Origin of the sequence: Citrobacter sp. Cu231 (assembly GCF_030332265.1) — a bacterium.
In the GTDB taxonomy this organism is placed as follows: Bacteria; Pseudomonadota; Gammaproteobacteria; order Enterobacterales; family Enterobacteriaceae; genus Citrobacter; species Citrobacter meridianamericanus.
This window is the reverse complement of record NZ_JAOWIE010000043.1, coordinates 208,361-224,649: the sequence shown is the minus strand read 5'-3', so window position 1 is coordinate 224,649 and position 16,289 is coordinate 208,361. Positions and strand designations below refer to the sequence as shown.

Here is a 16,289-nt window from a genome sequence, read left to right as displayed (position 1 = left end):
TTGATTTCCGGATGTGACGCTTTTGCATCGCATCCGGCATTTCACAGATACAAAGCCGGGAAAATCAAATTTTCCACCCCGCGCTCGCGCAATTTTTGCGCGAGGATCTCCACATCCTCCGGCGTGGCGCTCGGCCAGTCTTTTGCTTCGCCGTATACCCCGTGCGCATGAAAGGCATTCAGTCGCACCGGCACGTCACCTGAACGTGTGATAAACGCCGCCAGCGCATCGATATGCTGGAGATAATCCACCTGACCAGGAATAATCAGCAGGCGCAGTTCCGCAAGTTTCCCTTGCCCGGACAGAAAGGTAATGCTTTGTTTAATCAGCGTGTTATCGCGACCAGTCAACTGACGATGACATGCGCTATCCCAGGCTTTTAAATCGAGCATCACGCCGTCGCACACCGGTAGCAATCTTTGCCAGCCGGTTTCGCTCAGCATGCCGTTGCTGTCTACCATGCAGGTCAGGTGTTGCAACTGCGGATCGGTTTTGATCGCGCTAAACAGCGCCACAATAAACGGTAGCTGGGTCGTCGCTTCGCCGCCGCTGACCGTAATTCCCTCAATAAACAGTGCTGCCTTGCGAATAGACTGCAGCACCTCATCAATGCTCATGGTCTGCGCCATCGGCGTAGCCTGCTGTGGGCACATGTGCAGGCAGGTGTCACACTGCTGGCATACGTCGGACTGCCACCACACTTTTCCTGCACTCAGGCTGAGTGCCTCATGCGGGCAATGCAGGACACACTCCCCGCAGTCATTGCAGCGTCCCATCGTCCACGGATTGTGGCAATTTTTACAGCGCAGATTGCACCCCTGCAGAAACAGAGCCAGGCGACTGCCCGGCCCGTCGACGCAGGAGAAAGGGATAATCTTACTTACCGAAGCGCATCTGCTGTTCATGGCTAATCACGCGAGGTTGTCGTTCCAGAATGCGCGTATTGCGCGCGGCTTCTTCGCCCAGCCAGGTTGTGTTGGTGCGAGAACCTGCGGCGCGATATTTTTCCAGATCCGACAGGCGCACCATATAACCGGTGACGCGAACCAGATCGTTACCGCTCACGTTAGCGGTAAATTCACGCATCCCGGCTTTAAACGCGCCGAGGCATAATTGCACCAGCGCCTGGGGATTACGCTTGATGGTTTCATCCAGCGTGAGAATGTCGCTGATACCGGCGTGATAATACGCGTGATGCGGCGCAACGGTCTGCAGGTGAGTGATTGGGTCCGGTTCATCGCCGTAGGGCAGACGTGCGCCCGGCGTGGTGCCGATGTCAGAACTGATCCCCGACTGTGCATGCAGCATCGCGCGCTGATTCCAGCCATATTTCACTGGCGTGCTTTCTACAAATTCCGCCAGTTGGGCGCTAATGCGATAGCCAAGCTGATTGGCAAACTCATCTTTCCCGTAACGCGCGCATTGCCCTGCTTTTTCACACAGCAGATTTACCGCCTCCGCCAGGCCATACATACCGAACATAGGCACAAAACGTTTGGGATCAATCAACCCTTCCTGCACCAGGAAGCTATTCTCAAAGAAATGTGATTTTTCATAGAGGAATTCACATCGTGCATCAATGATGGCGATTTGCTGCTGGCAGTAGTGCGGTAGGGTGCACGTAAAGAAGTCATCGACAGAGGTGCTGCGCTCTGCGATGGCTTTCAGATTGAGCCTGACCAGCGTACTTCCGCCGCCAGCCAGCGGCAGTGAGTTGTAACAACTGACGACGCCGTAGTGGCTTTTTGTGAAAATTTTATCATTTTCAGGGCCGTTGGAAATGTGTGGTTTACTGCATTCACAGATATTTTTCGCCACGTTAAGCAGCAGATCGTCAGGGGTGATTTGCGGATCATAAATAAAAGTAAGATTAGGTGAAACCTGCTTTAACTCTGCATCTGCGCGTAAAATTGCGCGTGTAATCGGCGTGTCGGCTGGACCAATGTTGGCATGCATAAAAGCATCTGGCAGGGTGCGGTCGAGATAACGCCAAAAACGTTTTATTCGAATATCGATCTCATCTTGTGTTAGAATTCTAACATATGGTTGCAGTAGAGCATCGAGCTGACCGAGATAGACCGGCGTCGACGTTACTGACGGAACGTGATGGTACAGGATGGTGAGTAAGGATAACGCGTCATCAAGATCCTTTGCTCCTTCCAGCTCCAGCCATGATGAACCGTTGGCCAGAAAACGCGCGTAGTCGGGTAAAACATAACGCGGTTTGAACGGGGCATGGCCTTCGTACATATCGCAGATCACCCCGTCATCCAGCGCCTGGCGTGCTTCAGCAGGCAGTTGCGGGTAAGGCAGTGCGTTTTCAGCCTCCAGCGCCAGAAAGTGGCGTTTCTGCTCAGGGCTGAGCACCGGACTGGTCACGATTTGTTGGCAACGCTGTTGCAGCGCGAGTTGGCTTGAAGTGGGCATCGTTGATTCCTTTTTATCCCGGAGGTGTAACGCCATTGTAGAAAGCACACCGCCACACTTTTGATCAGAATGTGCCTGATGCCACCGCATTCCCTCTGGAAAGGCAATTTATTTGAAGTAGATGTCATATTCTGCAAAATCTCGTAAATATAAATCCCAAGTCTGCCATTCTGACCAACTCCGTTATGTGGTTAAGCTTCATAATGAAGGTGACACTGGCAAAGACGCTGCAGTTCTGAGTTTTGATGCGTTCGACGATGCCATAAACGGTTCTGTTGCATTAAGGCTGTGGCAGGTAACGTACTGTTTTTTGCGATGTTACCTGCTCATGTCTCTGCTCCGAAAAGCCTTTAAACGTTTATATTACCCTGTCGATATTATCGCGCAATGTGTTCGCTGGTATCTGGCTTACTCCCTGAGCCTCCGTAATCTGGAGGGAATGATGGCGGAGCGCAGTATTGTCGGTGACCATTCCACGCTCCATCGCTGGGTTATCCGTCTGGTAACATTACAGGATAAGACATATCGACGGCATAAGCGCGCCGTGGGGTACCGCTGGCGAATGGAAGAAACCGACAGTAAAGTCAAAGGTCAGTGGAAATATCTCTACCGTGCGGTGGATACTTCAGGCCAAACTATCGACTTCTTGCCGGCCGCTAAAGGGGTCTGAAGCGTATTGCAGAACTGACGGATCTCGACCTAGGCAATTATGACGATCGTTTCTTGCTGTATGTCGCCGCCCAGCTTGATGAGGGAGACTGAGCCGGCACGGCGGGGATGATCATTTTTGTGACAGGGAGGCCTGCGATACTCCCTGTCCGATGACCTGTTGCCATTGTAGGGGGGCCGTGGTCAACAAAAACTGGCCACGGTTTTAGAGCTTTCCCAAAATAATCGCTCTGATTCATTCGGCGTCAACCCACCATTATATTGGTGGGGTCTGAGCTGGCTGTAATAACCAATGATGTAATTCGTTATTGCTCTGCTGGCCTCATTAAAATTTGTGTATCCACTGTTGGACACCCATTCCCTCTTCAGGCTGCGGAAAAATCGTTCCATCGGGCTGTTGTCCCAGCAATTACCACGCCCACTCATGCTTTGCTTTATTCTGTATCGCCACAGTAACCGTCTGAATTCTCTACTGGTATAGTGACTTCCCTGATCCGAATTATACATAACTCCTGTCGGTTTTCCCCGAGCTTCCAAAGCCATCGTCAAGGCTTTTCCCGTCAGGCTTGAGTCCGGCGAAAACGACATCGCCCAGCCGACTGGCTTACGGGAAAATAAATCCAGAACAACAGCCAGATAGGCCCAGCGCTTTCCCGTCCAGATGAACGTCACGTCACCACACCAGACCTGATTAGGCTCTGTTACAGCAAACTGGCGATCCAGATGATTGTAAGCGTCTCAATTAGACCGTCTGTGCAGCAGACTCCCGTTCCGGTTAAAATACTCTCAGTATGACAGTAAGCGGGAACCCGCCAGAATTTTGCGGGCAAAATAAAGAAGGAAAAGAGCACTCAGTGACGCTGACAAAAAAATCGGGCCATCTGGCGTGGTGTGCCCTGGTCGCGCTGGCGCTGGCCAGACAGAACGGCGATGTGCGGTCACCGGCACAGGAAAATCTCTTTCTCACCCGCTGGCTGGCCACCGCGCTGAAGCAACGGCGTTTTTCGCGTGATGTGGCGCCCGATATCGGGTGGCTTCTGAAACAGGGACGCCAGCAGGGTATCAGCGCGAATCTGACCAGCAAGCTGAGTTACCTCTGGCGTTCCTGCTCCGGCGAACTGTCTGAGCAGAACGACCTGTTCCGGCTGACGTATGCCCTGGAAACCGCGAAAGACATGCACTGGCAATACCGCCTGCTGAGCGACAGGGAGTGGACCGGACGGTATGCCGTGGTCCTGAGTGCCGGCGTGAACGGCATTTATCTCTCACAGACCAACCTCGACGCGGCATTCGACGACGACGGGCGACAGATAAATCTGCTGACAGCGCGTCTGACGGGGAACGTGGCAGGGGTGATGAAACTCTTTAACCGCTGTGGCTGGCAGGCAGAGCCTGAGTCAGGTGCCTCCCTGCCACACCAGTATTCGCTGATGGCCGGCGACGGATTGCCATCCGCGGAGCCCTGTCATCCGTTAACGACCTGAAACACAGGTGGCGCCACTGAGACTGACTTCCGGTCGCTTATGTGACAACTCATGGCATTACTGCTCCCGGAGGAACGGTAATAATGACGTGGAACCAAAAAAATCCGGCCCCGGGGCCGGATAACAGCGCTTGTCACGACAGGGTAAAAATATCCTGCCTGAACCCATATAATGGCCTCATCTCAATATCAGTATCTGTATTTAATCTTGTTAAAATGTATTATTTAATTACCGGATAATGCATTTGTAATATTCAGCAATATAATAACAGAGATAATACCCGGCGTTATTTCTCCCGCAGTCAGCCGGCAGATTTTATTCCCCTTCCTTATTTCTTTTTCCTGGCGCAGGAATGTTTTTATTCCGGCCCGGGTGACAGCCCCTTTTGTGATTTATATCACCCTTCAATATATTCGCGATTATTTTGTAATAATTGTATTTCCGATCTTATCATCTGTTATCAGATCGTTTTGAAGATCATCAATCTGATAAATGGCATTACAGAGCTATTTACTTTTATTTTATGCTGTTAATAGTGAAAATGGAGATCTCAGATCTGTTTTTACCGCATTAATCAGATCTATATACTATCCGCTAACACCTTTACCGGAATTTTCCGCTTATCCCGCCGCGACGCGGGCCGGACTTTTATTGTCTGACACAGAGGGCCCATGACTTATGGAAACACCTGGTCTTCAGCACCGCCGGAATTTCGCGCAGGACCTGCAGCGCCTTTTTCCGGGAATTACGGTGAGATACACCGACTACTATTACCGGCTGACCAACCGCTATACGCGCGATGATCTCATCGTCCTGCCTCTGCAGGACTCCCTGACCGAACTGACCCTGCACCGGATACTGGCCCTGCGCCGCCGTCTGCCGCCGCCGGTGCTGTTTGCTGCCCTGACTGACCCGGCCGACGAGGGGCGTCGCTGGTTTATCCGGATGCTGGGCGGCGAGATGGTGGATGCAGGCAACAGCTTCTCCCATATTGCCCTGACCCTGAATGCCTTTATTACCGGCGGCGCTGAGCCGGCGGACTGTCCGCTGTCCTCCCTCACTGAAACAGAATGGCTGTCCCTGAAGCTGGCCATGTGCGGTCAGGGACAGAAAGAGATAGCACACTATACCGGTGTCACCCTCTCCGCCGTGAGTCAGCGTATCCGCCATGCGCTGGACAAGCTGGGGGTGACCGGGCGCGCCGTACCGGCGACGCTGCTGGCGCAGGTCACGCATAATCCGGCCAGCCACCTGACGCTGATGGAGCTCAGCGCAGCCGGGCTGAATGATGCGGGCTTTCCGGACATGCCGGAGCGGGTGGTCCCGGACCGCCCGCAGGACCGGGTCTGCAGCCCGGGGCTGACCACCACTTTTTTCTGACGCAGGACGTTCCGGAGATAAGGATGGCGAGCCACAAGGTGTATCAGCGGGTCCTGTGGGCGGTGACGGCCGGTCTGTTTGTTGCAGCCGGGGGCGTGGCCGTGGCGCTTTATTACGTCATCACACTCTGACCCGAAAATCCCGCATCCCGGGGGTGTTTTTTCGCCGGGAGAGCCGGCCCGGTTTTTCATTCTCATCACAGGAGGCAGAGCACCGAACGACACCAGACCACTGACTGCATCTGCCGCAGACCGGCTTCACCGTTTCTCCCGGCGCTCCCCCCCTTACTCAGGGCAGGTTTTCCGGGGACCGTGCCTGAATTTTACCGCCTGCTTTTCCCCTGGCCCTGCCACGGGGACGGCCCGGTGCTGCCGTTATTCCGCCCACAGAGCGGTTATCTGTCTGCCGGCAGACATTTTATTCCACTGAGATTACACGCAAGGATATTTATGAACAGGAACAAATGCGGTCCGCAACAGGGGGGCTTCTCCGTGCGGATGCGACGGCTGGCATGGCTGAATATCGCCGTCCAGATGGCCTTCCCCCTGGCGGGAGCCTTCACGCCGGCGATAGCCGGGATGAACCATGAGCAGCATCTGCTGAAACAGACGCCCGGCACCGTGGCCGGGCAGCCGACGACAGTCCATACCCTGACGACGGGAGAGACCGTGGCCACCGTGGCCAAAAAATACCACATGAGTGTGGATGAACTGCGTCAGCTCAACGCCCTGCGCACCTTTGCCCACGGGTTTGACCACCTGCAGCCGGGGGATGACCTGGATGTGCCCGTGGCACCGCTGGCGACGGTGACATGGGACACCCGTCAGACGACGGGGTCAGCCAGCGATACGCGGGCCGAAGACCCGGCGATGCAGGTGGCCTCCGCCGCCTCGCAGGCCGGCGGGTTCCTGGCAAACCATCCCGACAGTGACGCCGCCGCTTCCATGGCGCGCGGGATGGCCAGCGGGGCGGCCAGCGAAGCCGCCCAACAGTGGCTCAGCCGCTTCGGGACAGCCCGGGTACAGCTGGACACGGATGAGCATTTCTCACTGAAAAACTCACAGCTTGACCTGCTGGCCCCGTTATATGACAGCCAGACAGGCCTGCTGTTCACACAGGGCAGTGTGCACCGGACTGATGACCGGTCCCAGACCAACCTGGGTCTCGGCTACCGCTGGTTTAATGATGGCTGGATGCTGGGGATGAACACCTTCTGGGATAACGACTGGTCCCATAACCACACCCGGGGCGGGGTCGGTATGGAGTACTGGCGGGATTTCCTCAAAGTGTCGGCCAACGACTACTTCCGCCTGTCCGGGTGGAAAGACTCCCCGGATGTCGAGGATTACCAGGAGCGTCCGGCCAACGGCTGGGATGTGCGCCTGCAGGGCTGGCTGCCGGCGCTGCCGCAGTTGGGCGGGAAGCTGGTTTATGAACAGTACTACGGGGACGAAGTGGCGCTGTTTGACGAGGATAACCGGCAGCGTAATCCCCACGCCATCACGGCGGGGCTGACCTACACCCCGGTGCCGCTGCTGACCTTCAGCGCGGAGCAGCGCCAGGGCGAATCCGGAGAGAACGACACCCGTTTCGGGGTGGAAATGAATTATCAGCTGGGCATTCCGTGGCGCCAGCAGCTTGACCCGGCGGGCGTGGCCGCCCTGCGGACGCTGAACGGCAGCCGGTATGACCTGGTGGAGCGTAATAACAACATTGTACTGGAATACCGTAGGAAAGATGTTATCAGACTGAGGATGGCTGACCTGGTGACCGGCCACGGGGGCGAGAACAAATCGCTCGGCGTGTCGGTGACCAGTAAGTATGGCGTGGACCACATAGACTGGACGGCGCCGGCGCTGCTGGCGGCGGGCGGAAAGATAGTGGCCAACGGGGGAAGTGACTACAGTGTGGTGCTGCCGGTGTGGCAGTCTGCGCCGTCGGCCGTGAATAACTACACGGTGAGTGCGGTGGCGGTGGACACGAAGGGCAATCGCTCGGAACGCAGCCAGACGCAGGTGACGGTACAGAAGCCGGATATCAGTCAGCAGAACAGTACCCTGACGCCGGTGCAGAGCACATTACCGGCGGACGGCAGGACGACGGAAACCCTGACGCTGACGATAAAAGACGGGAACGGCGCGCCTGAGGATGTGGCGCTGGCCGACATTCACATCAGCACCACGCAGAAGGTGACCGCGGTGCAGGGGACACAGGACATTACGGTCAGCGACCCGGTCAGGAAGAACACAGGGGTCTATGAGATGACAGTGACGGCCGGGACGAAGGCGGAGACGGCGACGGTCAGCGCGACGGTGGATAATGTCGCGGTTAAACCGGTCACCATTGCGGTGAACAGTACGGCGCCGTCAGAACGGCACTCGGCCATCAAAACCGACAGCACCACTTATGTGTCCGGTTCAGATATGCTCATCACGGTGACGCTGAAGGACGCGCAGGACAACGCCGTGACCGGGGCAGCGTCCTCGCTGACGGTGGATGTAACGGTCCCGAACGCGACCCTGAAAACCGGCAGTCGCTGGCAGGACAACGGCGACGGGACCTACACAGGGACGTACACGGCCACTACGGCGGGGACGGGGCTGAAGGCGAAGGTGAAGCTGAGCGGCTGGGGCACGGCGACGAAGTCTGAGGCGTATGCCATTACAGAGCCCGTCACAATAAAAGGCGTCTCCGCAAATGGTTATACTTTTAAAAAAGACGCCGGCTTCCCGACTACGGGCTTTAAGGGGGGCTGGTTTACCCTTGTGCTAAGCGGTGGCAGCGCCTCAGATTTTAACTGGAGGGCAGATGCCTCTTGGGTGAGTGTAAACAATGGAGTTGTGTCATTCACTGGCACGGGAAACGGTAAAAAGGTCACCATCACCGGTACCCCGACCAGCGGCCAGGGGGAAACCATCAAGTACAGTTTCACGCTCAAGAGCTGGTTTATCAATCGCGGCAAGACACTAGCTAACTGGTCTGAAGCCGGTGCATACTGCACTACTCAGTCCGGCTACAGTCTAGCGACTGTGCAACAGCTTAACGGCGGTGGCACACGCGGCGCTCTGGGCGGCTTGTGGAGCGAGTGGGGGAATTTATTGGTGTATGGTGGTACGGGTTTCTCCGGCTACCTCTACTGGTCGTCGGAGCAGAAGTTCAGCGGATTCCACAACGACGTCAGCCTGCGCTATGGCCTCGCCCTCAGCTACGACGACAGTGTCCCGAACTACGTGGTGTGTCGTCAGGGTCTTTAGCGTTTAGTCTTTAGCTTTTAACCTTTGTTTTTTTACTTTTAATTGTTTTTATCTTCCCCCGTGCTTACGCAGGGAAGCCTGAGGAGAATGAATGATGGATATAAAGGAGAGGCTGGCGCTGAGTGCCCGTACGGATACGTCCTGCAAATCCCGCGGTCTCACTTTCCCGGTCCAAGGGCAGCAGTAGTGCCCGTGACCACTGTTCGCGGTGTTTGCTAATCGTGCGGGGAGCGAAGGTCTGCACCCCGCTTTCTGTAAACCATAACCTCATCCAGTCAAAATCCCGTTCAGTGTACCCGAATCGGGTTTTGTCCGGGTGGAGCGTAAAACCGTAGTCCTCCAGTTCGTGTTTCAGGTCGCGAACCGCCCGGCGTAATACCCAGCGGGTGGGCGCGAGAAGCAGAACGTCATCCATGTAGCGGATATACCGGACGCGTGGATGGTGGATTGCCATCCGGGTGTCCACGTTATACAGGTGAAAGGCGGCCAGCTGCGGGCTTAGTGTGGAATGTGCCGGGGTCTTCCACGTTGTAGTGCAGAAACTGCCCCAACAGATTACGCAACACAGGGTCTGTGACATACCGGTAGAGCTGGTGGTACTCTGCCGCCCGCCCGCGTGGTCCCTGATATGCTCACAGAGGGGATGGGCCGGCAGCTGTTTTTCCAGTACCCCGGTCAGCATTTTTATCACCAGGGCATCACGCGACGACCAGAGTGCGACAGTTTCTCCGTAAGCCTTTTTGACAACCAGCAGGGGAGAAAAAATATAGTTACCTGAATTAATAACCGATGCGAGGAGACGTCTCCGCTCCTGTGTCCAATGAAAGCGCAGGTCCCATATATCAGCATTGTCGGGATAATGTCGGCGATGCTGAATCAGCCACTGATACGCATTATCAACATGCACAGGGGGGAAATGGGGTATGTGTTTTTTTCGGGAGTCGCGGGGGAGATATTGACGGGGATGCGTTCTTTTTTTGATGCGGAGACGAGGAGATGTTTCATGGTCGTCATTATAACGTGCGAAAGCGGTGCAGTCACTTCATCAAACCGGATGACGGCACTTGGTTGAATATTTTTCATAAATGGAACTGTTGCGTAAGTTTTTACTATTGTGGTGTCGCCTGAATGCGGAACGGTCTTAAAAATACAGGCGCTGATTTATGCAACAGGACCTTCATATGAGTAAATATAAATATACCGATATGGAATATTAAAAATATTTCGGCAGGGCAATATATTCTGAAATATACAAACACATTTTTGTGTTTGTAATTTATTTTAAAAAATATTATTTTAATTCCCTGTAAGTTGAGTGCTTACATCGATATACCCTGAGAGTATTATTTTTAGCCACGGCCCGAAATGTTAACTATCCGACAGGCCGTGGCCCTTTTTATTCCGGCGTCTTCGCCATTACAAAATGAAAAATACCCGGCAAACCAGTTACTTTTTCTTTAAATAAGAAACCTTCATTAACAGTGCCGGCGGTTCATGTAAATAAAAAACACAGCTTCATCCAGATGCCGAGTTCTTACAGACTTGCCTGTTGCGTATTAACATGAATGGATACCGCCCGGATGGCCAATAGCTCGCCGCTATCTCGGCAATACGACCAGGGAAACTAAATCAGATAACAAATAGCGCACGTGCCCTTGTTGCCGGAGGATGGAGAATAAGCCTTGTCAGTCGTTGCCTCCGGGGGCACGTGCGTAACTGTATGCAATGGGCCGTCGGTCGAAGAACTGACAGGATCGTTGGTCCAAGCGTAAACCTGATGATACTGAAGCGCTTGCCCGTATCCATACCTTTATCGGCGATCTGCCCACCAATGGTTATCGTTGGGGCCCTGCTGCGCAGACAATCAGAAACTGACGACATTGCAGTGATCAATGCCAAACGCGTATACCGCATCATGTGTCAGAATACGCTGTTGCTTGAGCGTAAACCGGCAATATATCGTCCTCGGAAGCGGGCGCATACAGGAAAAGTGGTCACTGGAAAAAGTAACCAGCGGTGGTGCTCTGACGGCTTCGAGTTCAGCCATGATAACGGTGAAAAACTGCGTGTCACTTTCGCGCTGGACTGTTGCGATCGCTAGGCACTGCACTGGACGGCCAGTACCGGTGGATATGACAGTGAAACCGTGCAGGATGTGATGCTGGGAGCAGTGGAGCGTCGCTTCGGTAACAGTCTACCGGCATCCGCCGTTGAGTGGCTGACGGATACCGGGGCTTCACCTTTGCTTTGATCTGATGCATCACCAGCACAATACACATTCTGTATGTTTATTAACCAGGACGTCGCCTAAGGAGCATCATATGTCACAAAATGAACAGTTCTGTCAGGCTTGCGGAATGCCGATGCCCGCACCTGATGCACACCGTGCCAGCGTTCAATATTGCGCGTAATGCAGCGACAGCAACGGCAATCTTAAATCCTGGGAAGAAGCGGTATCAGGCTTAGTCAGCGTCGCAAAAAGTCGGCCCAGAAGAAGCACAGAAGCGGGCAAAACGTTATCTGACGGCGATGCCAGCCTGGGCTCATAAAGCGGACGAGTGATTTGAGCTGATTATCTACACTCCCCCTGAATCCATTAAGGAGAGCCAATGTTTTCTTACATTATGCTCGGAACCAACGACCTGCCACGCGCCATTACATTCTACGATCCGCTGATGGAATTACTTGGTCATCCGCCCGCAGGACGCAACGAGGAAGGCGCGTCCTGGGGCACATTTAGTGCGAACACGACTACCGGCCTTTGCGTGGGGCGACCATTTGATAAACAACCGGCGTCCGCTGGTAATGGGACCATGGTGGCATTAAATGCCGCGTCTGTAAAACAGGTACAGCAGGCCCATACTCTCGCTCTGTAGCTTGGCGGCACAAATGAAGACGTTGCGGGCTATCGACCTCAGTACGGTGACGGATTCTATTGCGCCTATGTACGTGAGCCGGATAGCAACAAGCTTGCTTTCGTCTATTACACCGCACAATCCTGAGAACGATAAACCGGGGGCCTCAGGGCCCCTACCTGCCGCTCGTATATCCTTTATAAAACCCGTTCCAGACCAAACAGTTGCGCATTCTAAAGTCGTTCTCACGTTCAAAAACACAGTTGCCATTTTGCCTGAAGCCATGAGCCTGCTGGCAATATAAGTCGCGCAACCGCATTTGATATCGATCGGTGCCAACGATCGATACCGATAAATTGATCTATCAAAACGATTATCTTTCATGCGCCAGGCCTAGTTATCCTTGTCTTATATTGCTCGCAGAAAAGTCTTTCATTACGGTTAGTTATCTGGCCGAGGCTTGCTGCGTCCATTTTCTATGTAATCCCCATAATGAGGTCACCAGGACGCGGAAAGATGAAGAGATGTGCACGTTGCAACAAAAAAAGAAGCGTCCTTGAGCAGTGGCTCTCCTTTGATAAAGAATTCTGCGACGCGTGTTTATTTGATATCGACGAGGAAATCAGGGAAAGACGGATTATCCCAATCAGACGCCTCAAGGATGACAACGAAGGAAAATCGTAGTTCAATGAAAAATAGAATCGATGTCAGCGTCATTATCCCTGCTTACAACGCCGCTGCGACCATTGTAAGTCTGGTTAATAAAATCCTCAGTGAAACCCGCGTGGCTATTGAACTTATCATTGTCGATGACGGTTCTACTGATGAAACAGTTAACGTTCTTCGTCAAATCCATGATGACCGACTCATTCTCATCAAGCAGGCCAACGAGGGGGTCTACGGAGCACGCAATGCAGCACTAGACATCCATCGGGGAGAGTGGGTTGTTTTCCTCGATGCTGACGATGATATTGCCGACGGGTTTATTGAAAAAAGATGGCAAGCAGCTACCGCGTCGCAAGCCGACGTCGTGATCTTTAATGGCTGGCATTCTGGCGCTGACAACCATCGCAGAGCTGTTCACACAAAGCAGCCCTATGGGACGACTCTGTCAGGTCATGAATGGATTTGACACTGTGTTACACACCGCGAATGGCCGCATTTTCTGTGGCTGCAGATGGTCAGGTCATCCTATATTAGACAACACTCACTATGCTTCCAGCCCGGCAAGAGCCATAAAGACATTCTGTGGACGGTTCATCTTGCGGCGAGTAATGGCCGGTTCTGCATATTGGATATTAAGGATTATATCTACACAAGCAACATAACCTCCATAACGCATCGGTCTAACTACTACGATGTTCGTGCAATAAGTTATGTTGAAGTGATCGCAGAAATCATCCACGTAGCAGAACTGGAACAAAACAAAAAAGAAAGGTATTTTTGTACAGACATGCGCTGGTAGAGACTCGTCACTTTTTGGGACTTTACCGAAAGAAAATTCGGGGCAAGTCAGTTATGGCAGTCTACTTCAAAGCAAAAATTTCCCAGAGCTGCCTTGCCAAAGGCATAAACAGTTTTAGCGATATATTTTTTTTCTTAAAACTGACGTGGAAAATTCTATAAATATAAACTGAAACCATTTGTCCAATGGGGGCCAGATAAAGTCAATTTATGGCAAAAAGGGAAAAACAAAGCCTATTATCTGTCATTTCTACATTGACCAATGCCCTGCAAAGGATTAATGAATATCACTCATAGTCCCTATCCTCCCCCTATGATTATCAGTGAGCACAAACCCGTTAACATACCCTTATCCACCAGTCTGGTGGATAGTGGGCATGATAGAAGAATGATATCTGTCGAACATTCTGGCGATATCATGCAGGGAATCACCTTGCTTATATCTGTCCCAGATAATCGCTTTCTGTTCTGGCGTGTAGTTAATGCGCGTTCTTTGTTTCATAGCAAAGTCCCCCTTGATTAAGGATAGCGTTGCATCGACCCGTTGAACTCACAGCGAAAAGCGGACCTTCAAATCCGAACAGGTTCAATTGATTAACCTTGGCTGTCAGTTAAGCCATCGTTAACATGAAGCCGATCGAATAATTCCCTATCGCATTTTTTACAAATACGCAGTGGCAAGAAAGATAGATTCTGGCTCATGACAAGTTGAGTTGTTCATTTGTATAAAGAGACTTCGCCTTCAGGACGCGTTTTGAACCTGCGATGCATCCACAGGTATTGCTCAGGAGCACGGAGAATTTCACGCTCGATGATCTTGTTCATATAAGCCGCTGCGGCGACCTTATCTTCCCCTGGATAACCTGCCAACGGATTGCTGATATACATGTGATAACCTTTTTTATCGCTACGTCGAACCATGCTAAGTGTTATCAAGTGTGCACCAGCGAGTTTTGACAGAGCATACGTTCCGTTCGTCGTGGCTGCTTTTTTTACCGAGAAAAAAGGTGCAAAAACGCTTCCCTTAGACCCATAATCCTGGTCTGGTGCAAACCAAACGGCTTCACCTGCTTTTAGCGCATGAACAAAACCTGATAAATTACGTCGATTAATCATAGCCTTATTTGAACGCATACGCCCTTTTGTCTGTACCCATTCCATTAATGGATCATTGTGTGGGCGATACGTTGCCATCATAGGATGGCATAACCCCATTACTCTTCCACACAACTCAAGGGACATAAAATGAATCCCGACAACCATTACTCCTTTTGTCGCGCCGGTCAGGTTTTCAAGCCCTTCGACATCAAACCATTTTTTGACTCTCGCATCGCTCCAGAACCAGGCCATTCCTGTTTCCATCAGTCCCAGCCCGAGAGAAACAAAGTTTTTATTGACCATCTGGCTCCGGGCAAACGGTGTCATCTCGGGAAAGCACAGTTCGATATTTCTAATCGCAATTCCTTCCCGGCGTTTCAGAAAGGGTCTGGATATTTTTCCAAGGCCAGAGCCCAGAGTATGTAAAACCGGGTAAGGAAGTTGAACGAGAAGCCACAGCAGACCCAAACCAGACCAGGTAAGCCAGTGGCGAGGATGAAGTAAATTATGAGTAAAAGTCTGTGCCATAAATTTCCTTAATGCTAATGAAGGTTATAACGCAAAAGGAAAACAATGAAGCAATTCGTCTTTAGCGATACATTTTGTTTTAGACAATTTGAAGTCATCTAAATTCAGAAAAAAAATAACTTTGCAATGACTGGTAAAGAATTTAAAGAGTCAGGAATGAATTGTAAGCCAGCAAAGTTATTCTGTTATAAATCCATATTTTATCATTGATACTCAAGAAATTGTCTTCTTGATTCATCATCATCAAGGTACTCAAAAGAAAGAAGCCGAATTTTGGTAAGTTTATAAAACCACTCACAATCGTTTCGTTGAATAATTTCGCCTGGTTTGAAACATATCCCGGATGCCACCCGAATAATCGCATATTTACCATTACTAAACCTGACCCGGTGAATACAGAAAGGTTGGCCAGCCTGTCCGTGACAGCTGTTCGACATGATATGCCCTTCAATAAAAACAGATTTTTTAGATTTCATTATCATACCCTCGACAACAGCAGTACAGGAGGAATGTTGTCATTTTCCGACATCACTGACGTTAAGTGGCAGAAGCTGATCAGCCGCCGATACACCAGCATTCTGAAGGTCTGAACAACAGTCCGCAGGCAGGGCACTCAAGAACCGCATCTTTTCTTAGTTTACCTGCTTTCTGATCGGCTCTGTGTGCACATACCGGGCAGGCAACATGAACCGGTCTTTCTTTAAAATACCTGAGCCCATTTGTATAAGACATAAATAATTCTCTGAGGAATAGAGTAATTATTATACGCTTTAATATAAAAATAACTGGCATAAGTTATGTTAAGTTGTGTCTGAATCAGGATATCAGATATTGAAAATTGAACGTCTTATTTATGATACACTACCCTTCCGTGAGAAATTTAAGATGAAATCAGAAGACACCCTTGACTGGTATCCGGCACAATTACCGCCTGTGAAAATTATTCTTGGAGAAGCCGTGCTGGCTGTGGGTAAACAGGGCCGACCGATTAATACCCGCACCTTGCTGGAATACCTTCAGGTCATGCAGGACAAACAAAAAAGGCGGGATGACAAAATCGCCATGCAGACTGCGATTGATGTTCTCAGGGATAATCAGCGCATTAACGGTAGACGTTAATGCACCTCCGG

10 protein-coding genes and 8 pseudogenes are annotated in these 16,289 nt (G+C 51.7%); 10 read left to right on the top strand and 8 right to left on the bottom strand.

What is annotated here, in order from left to right; translation table 11 throughout:
* Window positions 1-41: 41 nt before the first annotated feature.
* Window positions 42-905: a YjjW family glycine radical enzyme activase gene (locus OGY15_RS17635; RefSeq protein WP_286540379.1), complete on the bottom strand. Its 864-nt coding sequence runs from the start codon at window positions 903-905 to the stop codon at window positions 42-44.
* Complete coding sequence (locus tag OGY15_RS17630; RefSeq protein ID WP_286540377.1) at window positions 877-2,427, bottom strand: YjjI family glycine radical enzyme; 1,551 nt, start codon at window positions 2,425-2,427, stop codon at window positions 877-879. The genes OGY15_RS17635 and OGY15_RS17630 overlap by 29 nt, the downstream gene beginning before the upstream one ends.
* Window positions 2,428-2,755: 328 nt before the next feature.
* Between OGY15_RS17630 and OGY15_RS17625 the strand changes: the two are divergent.
* A pseudogene (locus tag OGY15_RS17625) lies at window positions 2,756-3,088 on the top strand (DDE-type integrase/transposase/recombinase); the annotation flags it as partial.
* A gap of 5 nt (window positions 3,089-3,093) precedes the next feature.
* Window positions 3,094-3,189, top strand: a pseudogene (locus tag OGY15_RS17620) (hypothetical protein); the annotation flags it as partial.
* Between the two features lie 90 nt (window positions 3,190-3,279).
* Here OGY15_RS17620 and OGY15_RS17615 read toward each other — a convergent pair.
* A pseudogene (locus tag OGY15_RS17615) lies at window positions 3,280-3,825 on the bottom strand (IS3 family transposase); the annotation flags it as partial.
* A gap of 125 nt (window positions 3,826-3,950) precedes the next feature.
* Between OGY15_RS17615 and OGY15_RS17610 the strand changes: the two are divergent.
* The 3 genes from OGY15_RS17610 (at window position 3,951) to OGY15_RS17600 (ending at window position 9,214) form a co-directional block, all read left to right on the top strand.
* The gene (locus OGY15_RS17610; RefSeq protein ID WP_286540375.1) at window positions 3,951-4,580 is read left to right on the top strand and encodes a DUF2913 family protein; all 630 of its coding nucleotides are present in this window, start codon (window positions 3,951-3,953) and stop codon (window positions 4,578-4,580) included.
* Window positions 4,581-5,258: 678 nt separating this feature from the next.
* Window positions 5,259-5,960 (top strand): helix-turn-helix transcriptional regulator, encoded by a 702-nt coding sequence (locus OGY15_RS17605; RefSeq protein ID WP_286540372.1) that lies wholly within the window; start codon window positions 5,259-5,261, stop codon window positions 5,958-5,960.
* Window positions 5,961-6,409: 449 nt separating this feature from the next.
* Complete coding sequence (locus tag OGY15_RS17600) at window positions 6,410-9,214, top strand: inverse autotransporter beta domain-containing protein (RefSeq protein WP_286540369.1); 2,805 nt, start codon at window positions 6,410-6,412, stop codon at window positions 9,212-9,214.
* Window positions 9,215-9,278: 64 nt separating this feature from the next.
* Here the strand turns inward: OGY15_RS17600 and OGY15_RS24720 are convergent, their stop codons facing one another.
* Window positions 9,279-9,794, bottom strand: a complete 516-nt coding sequence (locus OGY15_RS24720) for a reverse transcriptase domain-containing protein (protein WP_353655357.1) — start codon at window positions 9,792-9,794, stop codon at window positions 9,279-9,281.
* Between the two features lie 1,059 nt (window positions 9,795-10,853).
* Here OGY15_RS24720 and OGY15_RS17595 point away from each other — a divergent pair.
* The 4 pseudogenes from OGY15_RS17595 to OGY15_RS24865 all read left to right on the top strand — a co-directional run.
* Window positions 10,854-11,453 (top strand): annotated as a pseudogene (locus OGY15_RS17595) (transposase); the annotation flags it as partial.
* A gap of 124 nt (window positions 11,454-11,577) precedes the next feature.
* Window positions 11,578-11,776, top strand: a pseudogene (locus OGY15_RS17590) (hypothetical protein).
* A 47-nt stretch (window positions 11,777-11,823) separates the two neighbouring features.
* A pseudogene (locus tag OGY15_RS17585) lies at window positions 11,824-12,216 on the top strand (VOC family protein).
* A gap of 541 nt (window positions 12,217-12,757) precedes the next feature.
* Window positions 12,758-13,695, top strand: a pseudogene (locus tag OGY15_RS24865) (glycosyltransferase).
* Between the two features lie 190 nt (window positions 13,696-13,885).
* On the opposite strand, the pseudogene OGY15_RS17575 reads toward OGY15_RS24865, so the two are convergent.
* From OGY15_RS17575 to OGY15_RS24715, 4 genes and pseudogenes are all read right to left on the bottom strand, one after another.
* Window positions 13,886-14,035 (bottom strand): annotated as a pseudogene (locus OGY15_RS17575) (helix-turn-helix domain-containing protein); the annotation flags it as partial.
* A 215-nt stretch (window positions 14,036-14,250) separates the two neighbouring features.
* Complete coding sequence (gene lpxP, locus OGY15_RS17570) at window positions 14,251-15,159, bottom strand: kdo(2)-lipid IV(A) palmitoleoyltransferase (protein ID WP_023329314.1); 909 nt, start codon at window positions 15,157-15,159, stop codon at window positions 14,251-14,253.
* A 203-nt stretch (window positions 15,160-15,362) separates the two neighbouring features.
* Window positions 15,363-15,635, bottom strand: coding sequence for a hypothetical protein (locus OGY15_RS17565; RefSeq protein ID WP_170833537.1), 273 nt, complete (start codon window positions 15,633-15,635; stop codon window positions 15,363-15,365).
* A 79-nt stretch (window positions 15,636-15,714) separates the two neighbouring features.
* Window positions 15,715-15,891: a YnfU family zinc-binding protein gene (locus tag OGY15_RS24715; protein WP_213076229.1), complete on the bottom strand. Its 177-nt coding sequence runs from the start codon at window positions 15,889-15,891 to the stop codon at window positions 15,715-15,717.
* A 153-nt stretch (window positions 15,892-16,044) separates the two neighbouring features.
* On the opposite strand from OGY15_RS24715, the gene OGY15_RS17560 reads away from it, so the two are divergent.
* Window positions 16,045-16,278 (top strand): YnaE/YdfK family cold shock protein, encoded by a 234-nt coding sequence (locus OGY15_RS17560; RefSeq protein WP_004132711.1) that lies wholly within the window; start codon window positions 16,045-16,047, stop codon window positions 16,276-16,278.
* Window positions 16,279-16,289 lie beyond the last annotated feature (11 nt).